Raw genomic sequence first — 22,427 nt, forward strand, 5'->3', positions numbered from 1 at the left:
GGCTAAATTTGTTTGCAAAGATACTACTTTTTGTTTGTTTCCTTCTGCTGTTTAATATGCAAAAAACTGTTAAATTTATACCAAATTTTAATGCTTATTCGCTCTGGCTTCAAATAGCTTAATATGTATAAAAGTTCCCATTTTACGAGCTCTTCGCTTGGCATTATCAGCAACTTCACCAATAAATAAAGCGTCTATTGTCTCAAACCATAAATTAAGCCATACACCAAAATGCATTTCGTTTAAACTATGATTAAAGGCTAGATCTACTTTTACATGCGCTTCTAAAGGGTTTCCTTTATATTTATGCTCTAGTTTTCTAGTCATAAACAAACTGGTTTCCCAAAATGTGGTTAAATGCTCTAAATGGTGCTCCCAATCGGAAATTGAGGCATTAAATATTGGACCTAACAACTCGTCTTGTCTTACTTTTTTATAAAAAGTAGTCACTAATAAATTAACATCTGCTCTGGTTTCAATTGCTTTCTTTTCCATACAAAACAAAGATACCACTTTAGGCTTTTTTATCACTAACAACTTCCTTATTTTTACCACATGATTAGTATAGTTTTACTTGGCGCAGGAAATGTTGCCACACATTTATATAAAGCTTTTATAAGCTCTGAAGAAGTCAGTGTTTTACAATGGTACAATAGACATTTAAAAACTATTGAAAGCTATAAAAATGAAGTTGAAATCACTGATAATTTAGCCGAATTAAAGCCTGCAGATATTTATATTTTAGCAGTTAGTGACGATGCCATTGAAGCACTCTCTAATCAACTCCCTTTTGAGAACCGATTGGTTGTTCATACCTCTGGTAGTACTAGCATGTATGCTATTGACAAAAAACATAAACGTGGTGTGTTTTATCCTTTACAAACCTTCTCTAAAACTGCTGAAGTTGATTTTAAAACCATTCCATTATGTGTAGAAGCACTAAAAAAAGAGGATTTGCCTCTATTAAAAAAAATAGCAAAAGCAATAGGATCTAAACCACACAAAGTAAATAGCGACCAACGTAGCGTTTTACATTTAGCTGCTGTTGTGGTAAACAATTTTACAAATCAGTTATATAGGATTGCTCATGAGATTACAGAATCTGAAGGTGCAGAATTTGATATTTTAAAACCTTTAATTAAAGAAACTGCTCATAAAATTGAAACCATGTCACCTTTTATGGCACAAACTGGTCCAGCTATTAGAAACGATAAAAAAACAATAAAAAAACATCTAAAACTACTTAATAACGAGCATCATAAAGACGTTTATAAGTTATTAACGCAATCCATACAAAAAACGCATGGCATTAATAAACGCTATACTAAAGAGTCTAAAAAAGAATAATTAAATGGAAGAAAAAAGTTATAAAGAGTATTTACATAACATTAGCACATTTATTTTTGATGTGGATGGTGTTTTAACTAACGGAATGCTCACCATTACAACCTCTGGTGAAATGCTAAGACACATGAATGTAAAAGATGGTTATGCGATGAAGCTAGCTTTAAAGCAAGGTTACAATATTTGTATTATTTCTGGTGGTACAAATGAAGGTGTAAAGAAGCGTTTAAACCATTTAGGTGTTACAAACGTTTTTTTAGGTGCTCACCAAAAACTTAATCCTTTAACTAGCTATTTAAAGGCTAATACTATTAAAAAAGAAAATGTGTTATATATGGGAGACGATATGCCAGACATTCCTGTAATGGAAGTGGTTGGCTTACCATGCTGTCCGCAAGATGCTGTAAACGAAGTGAAAGCAGTCTCTAAATACATTTCGCATAAATTGGGTGGCGAAGGTTGTGTGCGTGATGTTATTGAGCAAGTATTAAAAGTTCAAAATAAATGGAATGCCGATTTTGATGCTGAAGCACATTAATTAATGCCTAATACCTAATGCCTAATGTCTAATGCCTAATGCCTAATGCCTAATGCCTAATGCCTAATGCCTAAAATACTTAACAGTTAATTACACACAAACATGCAAAGCATTTTAACACTCATTCGTTGGAAAAATCTACTCATTATTGCCTTAGTACAAATACTTATTAAATACGCGCTTTTTGCATCATTTAATATAAGTATTACATTAAGTACTATTGGGTTTTCTTTGTTAGTCTTAGCAACACTATTTCTGGCTGCTGCTGGTTATATTATTAACGATATTTACGATGTAGAAACAGACACAGTTAACAAACCTAACAAAGTGCTTATTGGCAAAAAAGTTTCAGAAAAAACAGCAAACACATTGTTTATTGTTTTTAATGTAATTGGTGTTTGTATTGGAATGTACCTCTCTAATTCTATTGGTAAATCTTCATTTTTCCCACTATTTATAATCGTTTCGGCATTGCTCTATATTTATGCTTCCTATTTAAAACAAATGACTTTAATTGGTAATATTGTAGTTTCTGCTTTGGTTGCCTTCAGCTTAATAATTGTAGGGATTTTTGATCTACTTCCTGTAATTACAGCGCAAAACCAAAGTATTCAAACTACAATGTTTAAAATACTATTGGATTATGCACTATTTGCTTTTGCAATAAATTTAATTCGAGAAATTGTAAAAGATGCCGAAGATATTGATGGCGATTATAAGCAAAACATGAAAACATTACCAATTGTTTTAGGTATTAACCGAACTGCAAAAATAGCTTTTGGGTTAACTGTTGTAACGCTAATTGGCATTATAATGTATGTCGGAAATTACCTTTATATTCATACCATTGCAATTGTATATTTTTTAATAGCCATTATCACTCCACTTATTTATTGTGCGATAAAATTATTTCAGGCAGAAACCAAAAAACAATTTCACCATATTAGTTTAATCCTTAAATTAGTGATGATATTAGGTATGCTATCTATGCTATTGTATCTATTTATTCTCTAATCTTAAATACAAATTCTGTTTTATGTTGAAAGAAATTCTTAAAGACTATCAAATTATTTTAGCTTCTGGTTCGCCTAGACGTCAGCAATTTTTTAGAGACTTAAACATAGATTTTGAAGTGCGTTTAAAATCTGTAAAAGAAGACTATCCAATACATTTACAGCATTTTGAAATAACAGACTATTTGGCGCAATTAAAAGCGAAAGCTTTTGAAAGCAAACTAAAAGCTAACGAAATTTTAATTACAAGCGACACTATTGTTTGGCATAATGGCGCAGCAATTGGCAAACCTGCAAATAAAGACGAAGCATTTTCAATGATATCTTCTTTAAGCGATAGCACACACGAGGTAATAACCTCTGTGAATTTTAAATATAAAGCCTTTCAAAAAACAGTAAATAACACAACAAAAGTAACTTTTAAAGCCTTAACAACTGAGGAAATCTGGCACTATATTCACACCTATTTACCTTTAGATAAAGCAGGTGCCTATGGCATACAAGATTGGATTGGTCAAATTGGCGTAACACATATAGAAGGCTCTTATTTTAACGTTATGGGTTTACCAACACATTTACTTTACAAAACGCTAAATACTATTGTTGAAGACCTTAAAAATTAAACATCGTTTAAACTAAAACATAACACTACACTCCATTATATTTGTATAAAATTTAACTATGGAATTTTTTAATACATACCAATCAGAATTCATTAACTCTGCAATCGTTTTAGTGTTTTTTTTAATTATTAGAACGCTTGTTAAAGTTACCATACGAAAAATAGGAAGAAATAGTGGTGTAAATGATGCACGTATTAGCCTTATTTCTAGATACGCAACAGTCACTATCTTTTTACTCTTTTTATTAGTTGAAGCTTTTATTTTTGGTGCCGAATTTAGAGAACTAACCATTATATTTTCGTCAGTATTTGCAATAATTGGTATTGCTTTATTTGCCATTTGGTCCATATTAAGTAATATAACTTCTGGTATAATAATGTTTTTCTCTTTCCCTTATAAAGTAGGTGATAAGATTGAAATTCATGATAAAGACTTTCCTATAGAAGCAGTTATTGAAGACATTAGAGCGTTTCAATTACATTTAAGATTAAGCAATGGCAACTTAGTAACCTATCCAAATAATTTAATCTTACAAAAAGCAGTCACTCTCATTCAAAAAGATGCTATACTTGATGAAGATTACGGAGATTTTGACTAATTTTATCTTATATGGCTTCAAAAAAATCAAAACCAATACGCAAACAGCGTCCTAAAAAATATAAAAAACAATTAGGTCAAATACCTGGTGCTTTGGTATATACTGGTACCAAAGAAAACAATAAACTATTTATTGAGTCTTTTGATTATGGACCAGATTTTTTTGAAGAAAAAGAGCTAAAAACTGTAGAGGAAGCTTTTGATTATAAAATCTCAGACTCAATAACTTGGATAAACATTAATGGCTTAAACAATATTGATGAAATAGAAAAAGTTGGTAACCATTACAATTTGCATCCTTTAGTGCTAGAAGATATTGTAAACACTGGACAACGACCAAAAATCGATGAGCATGAAGATTACCTATTTGTAGTGTTAAAAATGATGTATTATGATGATAATGAAGTCATAGTTTCCGAACAAGTAAGTTTTATTTTAGGCAGCAATTACGTACTCTCTTTCCAAGAAGCCGAAGGTGATGTTTTCGATACTCTAAGAGAGCGTATTCGCCAAGGAAAAGGTCGAGTGCGTAACTTAGGTTCAGACTATCTTTTATATACCTTAATAGATTCTGTTGTAGATCATTATTATGCCATTATAGAAATTATGGGTAATAAAATTGAAGACTTAGAAGATGATGTTTTCGAAGGCTTAACTCAAAACGAAATTAGTACTCAAATCCAACGATTAAAACGCGAAATACTTAAAATTAGACGTGCTATTTTTCCGCTTCGCGAAATTATTAATCGCATTGATAAAAGCGAAAGCAAACTCATAGACCCTAAAATTTTGCATTATTATGGAGATGTTTACGACCACGTTATCCAAGTATCAGACACTATAGATATTTATCGCGAAATGATTTGGGGACTTATGGATATGTACATGTCCACAATAAGTAATCGCATGAATGAAGTGATGAAGGTACTCACCATTATTGCAACAATATTTATTCCCTTAACCTTTATTGCTGGAATTTATGGGATGAATTTTGACCACATGCCAGAACTACACTATAAATATGGCTACCAAACTGTCTGGATTGTTATGATTGTTGTTTTTATAGGTATGCTATATTATTTTAAAAAGAAAAAATGGTTGTAAACAACAACCGCAAAATCTTTTACATTTCTAAGCAAATAGATTTCCTTAGTTAGATTAATCGTTTATTTCTAGTTTTCACTCATCACACATCATTAACAAAACAGTTAAAGAAATCTAAAATCCTTATATTAATTGTGTGATTGTTTATATTTGAAACACATTCAATTAGCACAAACACTCCATGCAAAAAATACTAGCAACTCTACTTCTATTTATTGGCTTTTCTACAAGTACTTTACTTGCGCAACAACCAGAAAAACCAAATGCTTCAGAGATATACGAATCTATTAAAAAACTTAATTTTTTAGGTTCAGTTTTATATGTAGCTGCTCATCCAGACGATGAGAACACACGTTTAATTTCATATATGGCAAATCACGTAAAAGCACGTACAGCCTATTTATCATTAACACGTGGAGATGGAGGACAAAACCTTATAGGACCAGAAATTAGAGAGCTTTTAGGCGTAATTAGAACACAAGAATTATTAACAGCTCGTCGTATCGATGGTGGCGAACAGCGCTTTACAAGAGCAAACGACTTTGGATATTCAAAACATCCAGACGAAACTTTGTCCATTTGGAACAAAGAGGAAGTATTAAGCGATGTGGTTTTAGCCATCAGGCAATTTAAACCAGACATTATTGTTAATCGTTTTGACCACAGAAGTCCAGGAAGAACACATGGACATCATACCAGTTCTGCCATGTTAAGTTTAGAAGCTTTTGATTTGGCAAACAATCCAAAAGCATATCCAAATTTAGCAAAACAATATGGAACTTGGCAACCAAAACGCGCGTTTTTTAATACCTCGTGGTGGTTTTATGGCAGTAGAGAAAAGTTTGAAGCAGCAGATAAAAGCAATCTTTTAGGTATAGATATTGGTGTCTATTATCCCTCTAGCGGATTAAGTAATACAGAAATTGCTGCTCTAAGTAGAAGTCAGCATAAATCTCAAGGCTTTGGTAACACAGGAACTCGTGGTTCGCAAACCGAATATATAGAGTTAATTAAAGGCGATATGCCAACAAATAAAACCAACGTTTTTGATGGTATCGATACCTCTTGGAACCGCATAAAAGGCGGAAAAGCAATTGGTGATATCTTATATAAAGTTGAAGACAATTATGATTTTAAAAATCCTTCAGCTTCAGTTCCAGAATTGGTGAAAGCGTATAAACTAATTCAAAATTTAGAAGTTTCGCATTGGAAAACGATTAAAACTGAAGAGATTAAAAACATCATTTTAGCCTGTAGTGGCTTGTATTTAGAAGCTGTAGCTGAAACAAATTACGTGTCATTAAATGAAAGTGTAAAACTTTCAATTGAAGCTATAAACAGAAGCAATTCAACAATTAGTCTAGTAAGTATTGTTAAATCTGATGACGGAAAAACCAATTCAAAGAATATTCAATTAAAAAATAATAAAGCAGAAGCATTTGATTTAAGCTACTATATTTCTACAGAAAGCAACTATTCTGCTCCATATTGGTTAACAAAAAAAGGGAGTTTAGGCATGTATAATGTAGAAAATCCTCAATGGATTGGTTTACCGGAAACGTTAAAAACAACAACTGTTCGTTTTAATTTAAATATTGAAGGCACTCCAATTTCATACACAAAACCCATAGTTTACAAAACCAACGATCCTGTAAAAGGAGAAGTCTATAAACCTTTTGAAATTATACCAGAAGTATCTGCAAAAATCACAGAAAAAGTAATCATTTTTGAAAACGACCAACAAAAGGAAATTCCTGTAATTGTTAAAGCTGGTAAAGAGGCTGTTGAAGGGTTTATCGAATTAACACATCCAAAAGATTGGAGCGTGTATCCTAAACGCCAAAAAGTAGCAATTGTTAATAAAGGACAAGAGCAAACCTTAGTATTTACTGTTATACCTCCAAAAAATCAAAGTGAAGGTTTTATTTCACCAAAGGTTACTATTGGCAATAACACCTATACAAAAGAACTCATTGAAATTGATTACGACCATATTCCCTATCAAACCGTTTTACTACCAAGTGAGAGTAAAATTGTACGTTTAGACATTCAAAAACGAGGTGAAAACATTGGCTATATTGAAGGTGCAGGCGATGTTGTGCCAGAAAGTTTACAACAAATTGGTTATAACGTCATTACTATAAAACCAGAAGACATTAATGCAGAAACACTTAGCAGGTTTGATGCTGTTGTAGTTGGTGTTAGAGCCTATAATACTGTGGAAACCTTAAACTTTAAACAACAACTACTATTTGATTATGTTGAAAATGGTGGAAACATGATTGTACAATATAATACAAGCCACAGAATAAAAGTAGATCAGATTGCGCCTTACGATTTAAAATTGTCTAGAGACAGAGTAACCGATGAGTTTGCAGAAGTGACATTATTAAATCCAAACCACGAGCTTTTAAATTTCCCAAACAAAATTACAGACAAGGATTTTGATGGTTGGACTCAAGAACGTGGATTGTATTTTCCTAACCAATGGTCCAAAGAGTTCACTCCTATCCTATCCATGAACGATAAAGGAGAAACTCCAAAAACAGGAAGCTTATTAGTTGCCAAGCATGGTAAAGGCTATTACATTTATACTGGATTAAGTTTTTTTAGGGAGTTTCCTGCTGGTGTTCCTGGTGCTTACAGACTTTTTGCTAATATGCTGAGTATTGGAAAAGATGATTTAAAAACAGCAAGTGATATAAAAAATTAGTTTATTCTGTCTGCTTAAATACAATTAAGAGGTTTTAATAAATCTCGACTGTGCTCGACCAAACAACTCATTAAAAACAATAAACATGAACCAACCAAAATACAAATGGCAACCATTGTACACAGCAGTACTTGTTGCTAATGCCTTATACATAGTAGTGTTTTACTTAATCACAAAAGCCTTTTAAATTATGCAAACTTTAGATTGGATTGTTTTAATAGGCACACTATTAACCATTGTAATTTATGGTACTTATCAAACCAGAGGTAGTAAAAACGTACAAGACTTTTTAAAAGGCGGAAACACGTCTAAATGGTGGACTATTGGATTGTCTGTTATGGCAACTCAAGCCAGTGCCATTACGTTTCTTTCTACTCCAGGACAAGCCTTTCATTCAGGAATGGGTTTTGTGCAATTTTACTTCGGATTACCTATTGCAATGATTGTAATTTGTATGGTTTTTATTCCTTTATACCATAAACTTAAAGTCTATACTGCTTATGAGTTTTTAGAGAATCGTTTCGATTTAAAAACACGTACACTTACTGCTATCCTATTTTTAATTCAACGTGGTTTAGCAGCAGGAATAACCATTTTTGCACCTGCAATTATACTATCTGCTGTATTAGGCTGGAATTTATTATTACTAAATATCATAATAGGAATACTGGTTATTATATACACTGTGTCTGGTGGAACAAAAGCAGTAAATGTGACACAAAAACACCAAATGGTAGTCATCTTTACAGGTATGGTTATCGCTTTTGTGCTAATATTAAACCAATTACCAGATAATATTACATTCTCTAAAGCACTAGATATTGCTGGAGCTAGTGGCAAAATGGAAGTTTTAGATTTTTCTTTCGATCTTAATAACCGTTATACTTTTTGGAGTGGAATTATTGGTGGAACTTTTTTAATGCTTTCCTATTTTGGTACAGACCAAAGTCAAGTACAACGTTACTTGTCTGGCAAGTCTGTAAAAGAAATGCAACTAGGTTTACTATTTAATGGTTTGCTAAAAGTACCAATGCAGTTTTTTATCCTACTTGTTGGTATTATGGTTTTTGTGTTTTATCAATTTAACGAAGCGCCAATAAATTTTAATCCAACTGCAACTGAAGTCGTTTTAAACTCCGAATATGCTGAAGAATTTAAAGCTTTAGAGACTGAACAACATAAAATTTTTAAAGACAAACAAGTTATTATTGAAGCCTTTACATCTTCTGAAGCAACAAACACGTCAAAATATATAGCTGCTGCCAATGCAGCAAACGATGATATTAGAAATGAAGCAAAAGCGTTAATTGAAAAAGCTGGTGAAGCTCAAAATATAAAAGTAGAAAGCAACGACAAAGATTATGTGTTTATTCATTTTATTTTAAATAATCTACCAAAAGGACTTATTGGGTTGCTATTAGCAGTAATTTTAAGTGCCGCAATGTCTAGCACATCTAGCGAATTAAATGCGTTAGCAAGTACAACAACTATAGACTTATACAAAAGAAACGTACCCGAAAAATCCGAATCTGAAATGGTAAAAACCTCAAGATGGTTTACGCTAATTTGGGGAATTATAGCCATTTGTGTGGCTTGTGTCGCCAACTTAGCCGAAAATTTAATTCAGTTGGTTAATATTATTGGTTCTATTTTCTATGGTAATGTTTTGGGAATTTTCCTTTTAGCCTTCTTCTTTAAACACGTCAAAGGAAATGCTGTCTTTATCGCAGCATTAATTACACAAGCGCTAATTATATTATTATACTTTTTAAATCTATACGACGTTATCAATCTACCCTTTCTATGGTTAAACTTTGTGGGTTGCTTCTTAGCCATCATAATTGCGTTGCTAATAGATTTCAAAAAGATTTCTACTAACAACAAAGCTGTTTTAGTGGTATTAATTAGTATTTTATGTGGTTTTGCTTATCTTATTTTACAAAATTCTAATTTGATTTAAAATCTAACATCAATGCATAACACAAAAAAAACTCACAAGCATAACTTGTGAGTTTTTATTTAAAAATCGTAAATCAAAAATCTACAGTAGTAAATCTAAAATCGTAAATCTACAATCGTAAATCTACAATCGTAAATCTATAACGCTCCCCATTCTTTTAAAGACGCCTTATTCATTTTAACATAATTAGCATTTTTAGATTTCTCTGCATCTGCTAACGATGCTTTTGCTGCTGCAATGGCTCCTTTTTTATCTCCTGCTGCTGCATAGACTAAAGATTTTTGTCTTAAATGCCAAAAACGTGGTGTTTCCATCATTGATAATGCTTTATCCATCCATTGCTTTGCTTTGTTAGCATCTTTTCCAGCAGTTACATAATATACTGCAGCATTATAATAATCTCCAGCAGAAGGACCAGCCATAACGTTATCTATTGCAGACGATACTTTTTTATCTGTAGGAACTGTAAATGGAATTGCTGCATACGATTTCTCCCATAATATTTCAAGCTTAGCACTATTATCAGTTATGCTATTAATATCAATAGTCATTGTTTCTACATTAAAAGGAATCGGCATCACTTCAACTGTTGCTGTTGCAGCAACCTTACTATCATCCCAATTTCTAGGTGTACCACTATTATTTGTGTCTGTGTAAAAATGTACATCCCATTGCTTTGCAGATGTCAATCTTGTAAAAATAGCGTAAGATCCCGCTTTTACAGGTTGTCCTGCAATCTCAACATCGTCACTAAAAGTAACAATAGTATTTTTGTTAGCTCCTGTTCTCCATAAACCTCCATAAGGCTCTAAATCTCCAAAAATAGTTCTTCCTTTTACTCCAGGACGCGAATATTCGATAGTAACATCTGTTAAACCAACTTTTTGCTCTACTTTAGAAAAAGGACTTGGTTGTGGTGTTTCAATTTGAGCATTAACAGTAAACGCTACTGCTAACACCATAATGCATGTAATTAATTTTTTCATGGTTGTGCTTTTTTTAATTTTTAATTATAGACTATAAAATTAAGCATAACTTACAGCTTGTTTGTTAATAAAAGCTTAAAAAAATGGATAATAAATTTTCTAATTAAAATATTAATCGTAATATTGCGATATACAAATTAATAAAATGGGATTAATTAAAACCGAAAAGTTTACAGAAACACAAAACCAAATTGCAGTGTTAGCAAAAGCATTTGCGCATCCTGCAAGAGTAGCCATCATTCAGCATTTATTTAAAATAAACTCCTGTGTATGTGGCGATTTAGTAGATGAAATTGGTTTGGCACAACCAACCATCTCTCAGCACTTAAAAGAACTTAAAAATTTAAACTTAATTAAAGGTACTATTGAAGGGACAAGCGTATGCTATTGTATAAATAAAGAACGTTGGACAGCAATGAAAACAACCTTAAATTCCTTTTTAAACAACGATATAACTAACAACACGTGTTGTTAAACTATTAATAATAATAACACTATAGATTATGACACTTTCAGAAATAAAAAATTACTTAAACACATTAGAAACGATCTCTTTTACGTTACCAGATGGTAGTTTAGTTCCTAACCATTTTCATGTTACCGAAGTTGGTAAAACCACTAAACATTTTATAGATTGTGGTGGCACATTAAGACAAGAAAAGAAAGTAAATTTTCAATTATGGAATGCTAATGATTATGATCATAGACTGCATCCAGAAAAATTAGTAAAAATTATAGAAACTGCCGAAGACCTCTTTAACCTTAACAATTTAGAAATTGAAGTAGAATATCAAGGCGAACAAACCATCCAAAAATTTAATTTAGGGTTTAAGCATAATTCATTTCAATTGATTCCTTTAACAACAGATTGCCTTGCGTTAGAAAGTTGTGGCATTCCAAAAGCTAAGCAAAAATTACAATTATCAGAAATCCAATCAAGTGATGCCTGTACTCCAGGTTCTGGATGTTGCTAAAAAATTTCCATAATTTATGAAAAAATACATTGCTGAATCTATTGGCACTTTCGCTATGATTTTCTGTGGTTGTGGTGCAATGACTATAAACGAAATCACAAACGGAAGCATTTCACACGTTGGAGTGGCTTCCGTTTGGGGATTAATTGTAATGGCAATGATTTACGCTTTTGGCGATATTTCTGGTGCACATTTTAATCCTGCTGTAACCTTAGGCTTTACCTTTGCAAAAAAATTTCCTTTAGGTGAAGTCCCAAAATATATAGTAGCACAAGCCATAGGCGCAATTCTTGCAATTGCCATATTATGGTTTCTATTTCCTGAAAGCCAGTTTTTAGGCGAAACAAGTCCAGCGGAAGGTTTTCCACCATACAAAGCTGCAATTTTGGAGTTTCTACTCACCTTCTTTTTAATGCTAGTAATTATAAATGTTTCTACAGGTAGTAAAGAGATTGGCACAACAGCAGCCATCGCTGTTGGAGGTGTTATTCTATTAGAAGCGATGTTTGCTGGTCCAATGACTAAAGCATCCATGAATCCAATTCGATCTATTGCTCCTGCTCTATTTACAGGTAATTTTCAATATTTATGGCTTTATATTTCTGCTCCAATTTTAGGTGCTTTAGCTGCAGTTTCTTCTTGCAGATTAGTAAAAGATGATAACTGTTGTAATGAAAAATCATGCTGATTTCTCCTAAAAGTTAAAAACCTTCACAAACCCATGTTAATTTTTGTTTAATCTTTAGTGTAAATGATTAAACATTTTGTATCTTTATGCTATTAATAAATTAACAATGGCAAAAAAGAAAAATATTACCACAAATAACATCATCTCATTTTACATGGGTTATGTTTTAGAACATAACGAGCAACCAAAATCAGTTTACGCTTTTGCAAAACACAATAATTTTGACGAAGCTAAATTTTACGAACATTTTGGTTCTTTCGATGCAGTAGAAAAAGGAATTTTTAAAGCTTTTTTTAACAATACACACAACGCTTTAGAAGCTAGTGAAGACTATGCACATTTTGAGCCTCGTAACAAGCTATTAAGTTTTTATTTTACTTTTTTTGAAAACTTAACTGCAAATAGAAGTTATGTTGTCTATGCATTGCACAAACATAAAAATAGTCTTAAAAACTATGCTGCATTGTCTGAGCTTAAAGCGAGTTTTACAACTTATATCCAAGAATTAGGTATAGAACTTATAGACGCTAAACAAGAGCAACTAGAAAAAATTCAGAATAAAGGTTTAAAGGAAACCGCTTGGTTACAATTATTATTAACCATGAAATTTTGGATGGACGATACCTCTGCTTCGTTTGAAAAAACAGATATTTTTATAGAAAAATCAGTAAATACAAGTTTCGATGTGCTAAATGTGGCACCTTTAAAAAGCATAATCGACTTTGGAAAATTTATCTTCAAAGAAAAAATCCAGATGAATTAATAATTGTCATTCAGAGTAAAGCGAAGAATCTAATAATGTCATTCAGAGCAAAGCGAAGAATCTAATAAATTAATAATTGTCATTAAGAGCAAAGCGTAGAATCTATTAATCTAATAATGCCATTCAGAGCAAAGAAAAGAATCTATTAATCTAATAGTGTCATTAAAAGCATAACGAAGAATCTCAAAACATAAAACCCACAACTATTGAAAACAATAGACAAAATACCAACTTCAAAAATTTCAAGAGCAACTAAATTAGTCTCCACAGGAGCTAAAGTAGGTGTTAATTATTTGAAATATTATGGAGATAAAATCACAAAAACTGAAGCTGAAGCTAAGGATCGTTTAAATAAAAATAATGCCGACGATATTTACGATAGTTTAAAGCAGTTAAAAGGAAGTGCGTTAAAAGTGGCTCAAATGCTAAGTATGGAAAAAAGCATTTTACCACAAGCGTACGTAGAAAAATTTTCGTTGGCACAGTTTTCTGTTCCACCACTTTCTGCTCCATTAGTATCTAAAACATTTAAAAAATATTTTGGGAAATTACCAAGCCAGATTTATGACTCCTTTAATCTAAATTCTGTAAATGCTGCCAGTATTGGACAAGTGCATTTAGCAGAAAAGGATGGGAAAAAACTTGCTGTGAAAATTCAATATCCTGGAGTCGCAGATAGCATTGCTTCAGATTTGGCTTTGGTAAAACCCATTGCTATTAAAATGTTTAATATAAAAGGAAAGGATTCAGACAAGTATTTTCAAGAAGTTGAAAACAAGCTTGTTGAAGAAACAAACTATGTTTTAGAAGTAGAACAAAGTAAAGCTATTGTAGAGGCTTGTAGCCACATTCCAAACCTTAAATTCCCTAATTATTACGAAGACTTATCATCCGAACGCATTATAACAATGGATTGGATGGAAGGCGAACATCTGTCGGAATTTACAGCATACAATACAGACCAAAGCAAGGCAGACAAATTAGGCCAAGCACTTTGGGATTTTTATATGTTTCAAATGCATAATCTTAAAAAAGTACATGCAGATCCACATCCTGGGAATTTTTTAGTATCAAAAAACAGCGAACTTATTGCGTTAGATTTTGGTTGTATGAAAGAAGTACCTGACGAATTTTATACACCTTATTTTGAATTAGCAAAACCAGAAGTAATAAATAATCCTGAGCTTTTTGCCGAAAAAATGTATGAACTTGAAATTCTTTTAAAAGAAGATTCAAAAGAAGAATTAACCTTTTTCACTACGCTATTCCACGAGTTACTAAGTTTATTTACAAAACCGTTTCATGCAGAAACTTTCGATTTTTCAGATCCTGATTTTTTTAACGCTATTTCAGAAATGGGACAACGATTTAGTAAAAGCACAGAATTACGAAAAATGAATGGCAATAGAGGCTCAAAGCACTTTATTTATGTTAACAGAACGTTTTTTGGATTGTATAATTTAATGTTTGATTTAAAAGCTAAAGACATTAAAATAAATAATTTTAAAACTCTGTAAGCAGATGTATTTTAGCAGAAAAGATATAGAGCAATTAGAACATTTATATAAAATTAATTTAATAAATAGTTGCTCTGGTTTTAAAAGCGCAAATCTAATTGGTACTAAGTCTAAAAATGATGAAGAAAACGTAGCAGTATTCAGCTCCATTACACATATTGGCTCTAATCCTCCACTACTTGGCTTTTTTTGCAGACCAACCACAGTAACCAGAAATACCTACGACAACATTAAAGACACTGGAGTCTATACTATAAATGCTATTCATTTAAATAATTTTGAAGAAGCGCATCATACTTCAGCAAAATATGATAAGAGTATTTCAGAATTTGATAAAACAACTTTAGTTTCAGAATATAAAAAACACTGTTTTGCGCCTTTTGTAAAAGATGCTCCGTTACAAGTAGAAATGAGTTTTGTTGAAGAATATTTCATCAAAGCAAACGATACTATTCTAGTAATTGGTGAAATTAAAGGTCTCTACTTTAATGACGATTTATTAGAAGACGACGGTTTTATAAACCTTGCTAAAGCAAACATTGCAGCAATTAATGGACTCGATGGCTACGCTATACCAAAATTTAAAAAACGATTGGCTTATCAAAGACCGAAACAATAAACATTAATTATAACTTAACTAAATAGGCTACTTAACTTCGAGTATTTTATGAGGCACGAATAAAATGTATCGAGAAGCACATAACAATAATAACAAAAACCACCACATGAGAATATTAGTAACAGGAGCATCAGGCTACATTGGTAAGCGAATTATTCCGTTACTATTAGAACAAGGTCACACCATTATTTGTGCTGTTCGTGGAAAATTGCGAACCGAAAAAAAATACTCCGAAGAAGAGAATCTACATGTTGTTGAAGCCGATTTTTTAAAGCCCGAAACCTTAAAAAACATCCCAAAAGATATTGATGTTGCTTACTATTTAATTCATTCAATGTCTAATTCTGTTGATAAATTTCATCAAATGGAAGAAGACTGTGCTCAAAATTTTAAAACCTATTTAGAAACTACAGCAGTAAAGCAAGTAATTTACTTAAGCGGAATTACTAACGACACAAAACTATCCAAACATTTATTATCTAGAAAAAATGTAGAAAACACACTACAATCAAATACTTATGCACTAACCGTTTTTAAAGCAGGAATTATTGTAGGTTCTGGTAGCGCAAGTTTTGAAATTATACGCGATTTAGTCGAAAAACTACCTGTTATGATTGCACCAAAATGGTTAAATACAAAAACGCAACCTATTGGTGTTAGAGATGTGTTAGCCTTTTTAACCAAAGGCTTAGGAAAAGAAGAATTATACAATACCTCACACGATATTTTTGGTCCAGAAATATTAACCTACAAGCAAATGCTTTTACAATTTGCAGAAAGTAGAAAACTAAAACGTTACATCATTACAGTACCTGTAATGACTCCAAAACTCTCTAGTTATTGGCTTTATTTTGTAACATCAACCTCCTATAAACTAGCGTCTTCTCTAGTAAATAGTATGGGAATAGAAATTATTGGAGAAAAAAGTAACATTAACAGTTTGTTAGAAGTAGAACCAATGTCCTACAAAGAAGCGGTTGCATTTGCGTTTGTTAAAATTGAAGGAAATAACATTTTATCGAGCTGGAAAGATGCCTTTATAAACAGCAGAAATAAAAAACAAGTCTCCACAAAATTTTTAAAAGTACCCAAACATGGCTGTTTTAAAGACATAAAAGAACGTAATGTTTTAGACGAGGAACGTACGTTGCAAAAAATATGGTCAATTGGAGGAGAAAATGGTTGGTATTATGGTACTTTCCTTTGGAAAATTAGAGGGTTTATGGATAAACTTGTTGGTGGCATTGGATTAAGACGTGGTCGTACCAATCAAACCACAATAAAAACTGGTGATGCTTTAGATTTTTGGAGAGTGCTTTTAGCAGATAAAGAGCAACAACGTTTAATCCTTTTTGCAGAAATGAAATTACCAGGAGAAGCCTGGTTAGAATTTAGAGTCGCTAAAGGCAAAGTCTATCAACGTGCAACCTTTAGACCACGTGGATTAGCTGGCAGACTGTATTGGTATAGCGTTTTACCTTTTCATGGCTTTATTTTTAATGGCATGATTAAAAAATTAGCAAATGCCTAAAACCGTTAAAAAAACTAACTTCCCAACTAAAGTCTGTTTAACCTGCCAACTCCCTTTTACTTGGCGAAAAAAATGGAAAAACAATTGGGACAATGTTAAATATTGTAGCGAAAAATGCAGAAGAAACAAAACAAATATAGCCTAGTTTGGTTTAGAAACGACTTAAGAATTCACGATAATAATTCACTAGTAAAAGCTATAGAAACTAGTGAACAAGTAATCGCTATATACTGTTTTGATCCAAGACAATTTGAAAATTCTGAATTTGGATTTAAAAAAACAGAGCGCTTTAGAGCTCAATTTTTAATTGAAACGATTGAAAATCTTAAACAACAATTAAAAACGCTTAACATTCCGTTATTTGTTTACACAGACACACCTGAAAATTCTATTCCTCTTTTAACTGAAAAATTTAATATTGAAAACATTTATCTTCAAAAAGAATGGACTCAAGAAGAAGTTTCTGTACTCAAAAAAGTAAAAAACAGTTGCGCTCCACACATCAATTTTTTAGAAAGCTACACTCAGTTTTTGTTTCATCCAGAAGATATTCCGTTTAAAACAAATGAGATTCCACATGTATTCACAGAGTTTAGAAAAAAATGTGAAAAACAAAGTGAAATAAGACCTTTAGCCGAAATACATCCAACAAAAACACATCCAAATACAATTGAAAATAACACCAAAATACCAACACTACAAGAGTTAGGCTTTGAAGCTTTTGAGCAACATCCAAACACTGCATTTCCATTTAAAGGTGGAGAAACTGAAGCGCTAAAAAGACTAAACGACTATGTTTTTAAAACCAAAAAATTAGGAGTTTATAAAAAAACCAGAAACGGGTTAATTGGCAAAGATTTTAGTTCAAAATTCTCGCCTTGGTTAGCCAATGGCAGTGTATCACCAAAACACATTTATTGGGAAGTGAAACGCTTTGAAAACCAACACTTTAAAAACCAATCCACTTATTGGTTAATTTTCGAATTAATATGGAGAGACTATTTTAAGTATGTGTCCTTAAAACACAACAATCAAATTTTTAAACGCGAAGGTATTTTAAAAAAGACCTACGATTGGTCTAGTAATGAGACTAAAATCCAACAGTGGATTAATGGCGAAACTAACGAGCCTTTTGTAAATGCTAATATGATTGAGCTAAAAAAAACAGGTTGGATGAGTAATCGTGGTCGCCAAAACGTCGCAAGTTATTTTGCCAAAGAATTAAAATTGGATTGGCGCATTGGTGCCAATTATTTTGAGAGTCTTTTAATAGATTACGATGTGCATAGCAATTATGGTAATTGGATGTATGTTTCTGGTGTTGGCAACGATCCACGAGACCGAAAATTTAACGTTAAACTACAAGCAGAACGTTATGATAGTAATGGCAAATACCAACGACTGTGGCTACAAGACACACTTTTTTAGCTCGCTTTAGTTCGAGTATTTTATATAGAGTGAACAATACGATATAATAGCATCGTCAGTTCGAGTGTTTTGTGAGGCACGAACAAAATGTATCGAGAACAGCTAATATTAGAACCAAAATCAATTAAAAAAATAACTTAATATCACTTTGAAAACACTAAGACTCATACTAGGCGACCAATTAAACAGCAAACACAGTTGGTTTAAAAACAAACCAGATAATTACATCTATTGTTTTTTCGAAATGCGCCAAGAAACCGATTACGTGGCGCATCACATTCAAAAAGTAATAGGCTTTTTTGCCGCTATGCGAGATTTTGCTCAGCATCTAAAAAATGAAGGTTTTAATGTAAAATACTTCAAATTAAACGATACTAAAAACACACAATGCTTAATAGAAAATTTAAAGTTAATAATAAAAAAACATCACATTGAAAAATTTGAATACCAATTACCAGACGAATATAGACTAGATAAGCAACTCACAGACTTTTGCAACTCGTTGTCTATTGAAACGGAAAGCTTTTCAACAGAACATTTTTACACAAACCGACAAGATTTAAAACAGTTTTTTAAAGGCAAAAAAAAATATCTCATGGAGAACTTCTATAGAGATATGCGTAAAAAACATGATATTTTAATGGTTGCAGGTCAGCCTGAAGGCGGAAAATGGAATTACGACAAAAGCAACAGAAACAAATGGAAAGGCGAGCATGACATACCTGCTTATAAATATTTTAAAAACGAGGTGTCAGACATTGTAGCAATGCTAAAAGACCAAAACATTAAAACCATCGGCAACTTTACTAGCAAAACCTTCAATTACCCAATAAACAGAATACAAGCACTAGACCAACTAAAATATTTTTGCGAAGAATTATTGGTGTATTTTGGTGATTATCAGGATGCAATGCATACAGAACAAGACTATTTATTTCATTCAAGACTGTCTTTTGCAATGAATATAAAACTCATTTCGCCTAAAAACGTTGTAGATACTGTTTTAAATTATTGGAGAAAACATGGCGAAAACATTAACATAAGTCAAGTAGAAGGTTTTATAAGACAAATAATTGGTTGGCGAGAATATATGCGAGGCATGTATTGGTCTTTAATGCCAGAATACAAAACTTTAAATCATTTAGAGAACAACAACGCGCTACCAGAATTTTATTGGACTGCAAAAACAAAGATGAATTGTTTAAAACACGCTATAACCAACTCATTAGATAACAGTTACGCACACCATATACAACGATTAATGGTTACAGGTAACTTTGCTTTATTAGCGCAAATACATCCAGACGAGGTAGATGCTTGGTATTTAGGTGTGTATATCGATGCTGTGGAGTGGGTTCAATTACCTAATACCAGAGGAATGAGCCAATTTGCAGATGGCGGAAAAATTGCAACTAAACCGTATGTCTCTAGCGGAAGTTACATTAATAAAATGAGCAATTATTGTAGCGATTGTACCTACAATAACAAAGAGAAAATCACAGAAAACGCTTGTCCTTTTAACAGCTTATATTGGAATTTTTTAGACGATAAAAGAGCACAATTACAAGACAATTTTAGAATGAAAATGATGTACAGCCTTTTAAATAAAATGGATAATAACCAATTACAAAAAATTAAAGAAAGAGCAAAAACCATCATAGAAAATCCAGATAACTTCTAAAACATTTAAAGTAAGGTTTTGAAACAAAATTTAAGTATAGTTTGGCTAAAACGCGATCTTCGTTTACGAGATAACGAAGCAATAACTAATGCTATACATTCTGGTCAACGTGTACTCCTACTCTATCTTTTTGAAGATTTTTTATTACAAGACAAACATTACAGTAAAAGGCATTGGGATTTTGTAAAACAATCTTTAGAAGATTTAAACAAAGAGTTGCTTGCTTACCACTCTAAAATTTTGGTGGTTAATTCTCAAATAGCTTCAGTTATACTAAAATTGCAGCAACAGTTTAATGTTACACAAATCTATTCGCATCAAGAAACTGGTATTTTAACGACTTTTAAAAGAGATCTCGCTTTCGCGGAATTTTGCCAGACACAACACATTATTTGGAAAGAAAACAGCAATAATGGTGTTCAAAGAGGTATAAGCAATAGAAACCAATGGTACGAAAACTGGGAAGAGTTTATGATGCAAGCAGAATACCAATTTAAACCAAAGCAAAATCAATTATTAACCTTAGAGGAAGTTGAGCGTTTAGAAACCGAATTCATAACAGTTACATTATCAACCACAATCTCTAAACATTTTCAAAAAGGAGGCACAACCACTGGAATGAAATATCTAAACTCATTTTATAACAAGCGGTATAAAAATTATAGATTTCATATATCTAAGCCTTTGGAAGCCAGAACAGGTTGTAGTAGATTATCACCTTACATTGCTTGGGGAAATCTATCTGTTAAGCAGGTAATAAATAATGCTTCAGAGGTATTAAAACATACCAATCACAAAAGCCATTTAAATGCGTTTGTCTCTCGATTACGATGGCAAGCGCACTTTATTCAAAAGTTTGAAATGGAGCATCTAATGGAGTTTAAATCTATTAACAAAGGCTATCACAACTTAAATAAACCTGTGAATTTAGAGTTTCAAAACGCTTGGAAAGCAGGACAAACTTGCTTTCCGCTTGTAGATGCTTGTATGCGTTGTTTAACAGAAACTGGGTATTTAAATTTTAGAATGCGAGCATTAGTGGTCTCCTTTTTTACTCATAACTTATGGCAACCTTGGCAAGATATGAGCGAGCATTTGGCAAGTTTATTTTTAGATTTTGAACCAGGAATCCACTATCCACAAATCCAAATGCAAGCAGGTGAAACAGGAATTAACATGCTACGTATTTACAACCCATTAAAAAATAGTGTGGAGCATGATCCAGAAGGCAGGTTTATAAAACAATGGATTCCGGAATTAGCTAAATTACAAGCTCCTTTACTACATAATCCAAGCGAAATGACCTATTTCGATCAACAAATTACTGGCTTTCAATTAGGTAAAGACTATCCGTTTCCTATTGTTAATGAGAAAGAAACCCGAAAATTTGCAAGCAATACGTTATGGAATTTAAAAGATAATCCGCTTGTAAAAAAAGAAAGTTATCGTATTTTAAAACGACATACTTTAAACAATCGAAAACGATTGTTAAACCACTCTTAACATCTTCTTTTTAAAACAATTAATAATAATATGTTAAATTTTGTTTAACAATTATTAAATAAGATTAAACATTTTGTATATTTGAGTATAAATAAATAAAAATTCATTGATTTTAAATACCACACATTCCAATAAAGAGAACAAAAAACGAATTAACGATTTGGTTGGATTACCGTTTTCTTTTTTGCAATCTATTAAAATGAAAGGTATTGGGTCTAAACGAATGATTATAGACGAAGTAAGTCCAAATATGGCATCAATTTTGAACAAAGTAGATGATGTTAATTATGGCAATATTGAATTAAGACCAAAAGGCATAATAATTCACATTACAAAAGGTTTAAAAAATTTTTCTTGGGTTATTCCCTATTACAAATTAGTTATTTATAAAGTTAATGGTTCAAGCATCCATGCCAACGGAAAATTTGTTCATTTTAGAAATAGTAAAACGTTTAAAGAAAATAAGCAATTTTTTAATAAGTTATTAAATGAAAAAATAAAATATGATGAACAATTTAATTTTTCGCCTTTATAAATGACAAGAGTTTTTTCAATAGAAGATACAGACAGAATAATTGAAATGGCTTGGGAAGATCGCACCACTTTTGATGCCATTAAGTTTCAATTTGGACTAAAAGAACAAGAAGTGATTGAGCTTATGCGTCGCGAAATGAAACTAAGTAGTTTTAAGATGTGGAGAGCAAGAGTGCAAGGAAGAAGTACAAAACATGCAAAAAAAAGAGTTTTTGAAGAAGGCAGATTTAAATGCTCCAGACAAAAACAAATAACGCATAATAAAATAGCAAAACGCTAATTTAATTAACCTGCTTTGATTTTGGTTAGCA

Annotated in this window: 23 protein-coding genes; 21 read left to right on the plus strand and 2 right to left on the minus strand. The window is 31.9% G+C overall.

The window, feature by feature from the left end; genetic code table 11:
• Positions 1-87: 87 nt before the first annotated feature.
• A complete protein-coding gene (locus ACVC5O_RS07675; RefSeq protein WP_452220890.1) occupies positions 88-495 on the minus strand; it encodes a group III truncated hemoglobin in 408 nt (135 codons plus the stop codon).
• A gap of 60 nt (positions 496-555) precedes the next feature.
• Here ACVC5O_RS07675 and ACVC5O_RS07680 point away from each other — a divergent pair, with 60 nt between their 5' ends.
• The 8 genes from ACVC5O_RS07680 (at position 556) to ACVC5O_RS07715 (ending at position 9,892) form a co-directional block, all read left to right on the plus strand.
• The gene (locus tag ACVC5O_RS07680) at positions 556-1,347 is read left to right on the plus strand and encodes a Rossmann-like and DUF2520 domain-containing protein (protein ID WP_452220891.1); all 792 of its coding nucleotides are present in this window, start codon (positions 556-558) and stop codon (positions 1,345-1,347) included.
• Between the two features lie 4 nt (positions 1,348-1,351).
• Positions 1,352-1,882: a KdsC family phosphatase gene (locus ACVC5O_RS07685; RefSeq protein WP_452220892.1), complete on the plus strand. Its 531-nt coding sequence runs from the start codon at positions 1,352-1,354 to the stop codon at positions 1,880-1,882.
• A 102-nt stretch (positions 1,883-1,984) separates the two neighbouring features.
• Positions 1,985-2,896, plus strand: a complete 912-nt coding sequence (locus tag ACVC5O_RS07690; protein WP_452220893.1) for a geranylgeranylglycerol-phosphate geranylgeranyltransferase — start codon at positions 1,985-1,987, stop codon at positions 2,894-2,896.
• A 22-nt stretch (positions 2,897-2,918) separates the two neighbouring features.
• The gene (locus ACVC5O_RS07695; protein ID WP_452220894.1) at positions 2,919-3,518 is read left to right on the plus strand and encodes a Maf family nucleotide pyrophosphatase; all 600 of its coding nucleotides are present in this window, start codon (positions 2,919-2,921) and stop codon (positions 3,516-3,518) included.
• Between the two features lie 58 nt (positions 3,519-3,576).
• Positions 3,577-4,116: a mechanosensitive ion channel domain-containing protein gene (locus tag ACVC5O_RS07700; RefSeq protein ID WP_452220895.1), complete on the plus strand. Its 540-nt coding sequence runs from the start codon at positions 3,577-3,579 to the stop codon at positions 4,114-4,116.
• A gap of 11 nt (positions 4,117-4,127) precedes the next feature.
• Positions 4,128-5,219: a magnesium/cobalt transporter CorA gene (corA, locus tag ACVC5O_RS07705; RefSeq protein ID WP_452220896.1), complete on the plus strand. Its 1,092-nt coding sequence runs from the start codon at positions 4,128-4,130 to the stop codon at positions 5,217-5,219.
• A gap of 181 nt (positions 5,220-5,400) precedes the next feature.
• Entirely contained in the window at positions 5,401-7,932 is a 2,532-nt protein-coding gene (locus ACVC5O_RS07710; protein ID WP_452220897.1) for a PIG-L family deacetylase, read from the plus strand.
• A 190-nt stretch (positions 7,933-8,122) separates the two neighbouring features.
• Positions 8,123-9,892, plus strand: a complete 1,770-nt coding sequence (locus tag ACVC5O_RS07715) for a sodium:solute symporter (RefSeq protein WP_452220898.1) — start codon at positions 8,123-8,125, stop codon at positions 9,890-9,892.
• A gap of 137 nt (positions 9,893-10,029) precedes the next feature.
• Here the strand turns inward: ACVC5O_RS07715 and ACVC5O_RS07720 are convergent, their stop codons facing one another.
• The gene (locus tag ACVC5O_RS07720; protein WP_452220899.1) at positions 10,030-10,878 is read right to left on the minus strand and encodes a DUF2911 domain-containing protein; all 849 of its coding nucleotides are present in this window, start codon (positions 10,876-10,878) and stop codon (positions 10,030-10,032) included.
• A 145-nt stretch (positions 10,879-11,023) separates the two neighbouring features.
• Between ACVC5O_RS07720 and ACVC5O_RS07725 the strand changes: the two genes are divergently transcribed.
• The 13 genes from ACVC5O_RS07725 (at position 11,024) to ACVC5O_RS07785 (ending at position 22,396) form a co-directional block, all read left to right on the plus strand.
• Entirely contained in the window at positions 11,024-11,353 is a 330-nt protein-coding gene (locus tag ACVC5O_RS07725) for an ArsR/SmtB family transcription factor (RefSeq protein ID WP_452220900.1), read from the plus strand.
• A 28-nt stretch (positions 11,354-11,381) separates the two neighbouring features.
• A complete protein-coding gene (locus ACVC5O_RS07730) occupies positions 11,382-11,852 on the plus strand; it encodes a DUF6428 family protein (RefSeq protein ID WP_452220901.1) in 471 nt (156 codons plus the stop codon).
• Positions 11,853-11,868: 16 nt separating this feature from the next.
• Positions 11,869-12,540 carry an MIP/aquaporin family protein gene (locus ACVC5O_RS07735; protein WP_452220902.1) on the plus strand — a complete coding sequence of 224 codons (672 nt, stop codon included), beginning with the start codon at positions 11,869-11,871 and terminating at the stop codon, positions 12,538-12,540.
• Positions 12,541-12,646: 106 nt separating this feature from the next.
• A complete protein-coding gene (locus ACVC5O_RS07740; RefSeq protein ID WP_452220903.1) occupies positions 12,647-13,303 on the plus strand; it encodes a TetR family transcriptional regulator C-terminal domain-containing protein in 657 nt (218 codons plus the stop codon).
• 206 nt (positions 13,304-13,509) lie between these two features.
• A complete protein-coding gene (locus ACVC5O_RS07745; protein ID WP_452220904.1) occupies positions 13,510-14,820 on the plus strand; it encodes an ABC1 kinase family protein in 1,311 nt (436 codons plus the stop codon).
• A gap of 4 nt (positions 14,821-14,824) precedes the next feature.
• Positions 14,825-15,439 (plus strand): flavin reductase family protein, encoded by a 615-nt coding sequence (locus tag ACVC5O_RS07750; protein ID WP_452220905.1) that lies wholly within the window; start codon positions 14,825-14,827, stop codon positions 15,437-15,439.
• Between the two features lie 106 nt (positions 15,440-15,545).
• The gene (locus ACVC5O_RS07755; RefSeq protein ID WP_452220906.1) at positions 15,546-16,970 is read left to right on the plus strand and encodes an SDR family oxidoreductase; all 1,425 of its coding nucleotides are present in this window, start codon (positions 15,546-15,548) and stop codon (positions 16,968-16,970) included.
• The gene (locus ACVC5O_RS07760; RefSeq protein WP_452220907.1) at positions 16,963-17,115 is read left to right on the plus strand and encodes a DUF2256 domain-containing protein; all 153 of its coding nucleotides are present in this window, start codon (positions 16,963-16,965) and stop codon (positions 17,113-17,115) included. The genes ACVC5O_RS07755 and ACVC5O_RS07760 overlap by 8 nt, the downstream gene beginning before the upstream one ends.
• Entirely contained in the window at positions 17,085-18,398 is a 1,314-nt protein-coding gene (locus tag ACVC5O_RS07765; RefSeq protein ID WP_452220908.1) for a DASH family cryptochrome, read from the plus strand. The genes ACVC5O_RS07760 and ACVC5O_RS07765 overlap by 31 nt, the downstream gene beginning before the upstream one ends.
• 148 nt (positions 18,399-18,546) lie before the next feature.
• Positions 18,547-20,079 carry a cryptochrome/photolyase family protein gene (locus tag ACVC5O_RS07770; RefSeq protein WP_452220909.1) on the plus strand — a complete coding sequence of 511 codons (1,533 nt, stop codon included), beginning with the start codon at positions 18,547-18,549 and terminating at the stop codon, positions 20,077-20,079.
• An 18-nt stretch (positions 20,080-20,097) separates the two neighbouring features.
• A complete protein-coding gene (locus ACVC5O_RS07775) occupies positions 20,098-21,582 on the plus strand; it encodes an FAD-binding domain-containing protein (RefSeq protein WP_452220910.1) in 1,485 nt (494 codons plus the stop codon).
• A 106-nt stretch (positions 21,583-21,688) separates the two neighbouring features.
• Positions 21,689-22,117, plus strand: coding sequence for a hypothetical protein (locus ACVC5O_RS07780; RefSeq protein WP_452220911.1), 429 nt, complete (start codon positions 21,689-21,691; stop codon positions 22,115-22,117).
• The gene (locus ACVC5O_RS07785; protein WP_452220912.1) at positions 22,118-22,396 is read left to right on the plus strand and encodes a TIGR03643 family protein; all 279 of its coding nucleotides are present in this window, start codon (positions 22,118-22,120) and stop codon (positions 22,394-22,396) included.
• The last annotated feature ends 31 nt before the right edge of the window (positions 22,397-22,427 follow it).

This window comes from Lacinutrix salivirga (assembly GCF_053604675.1).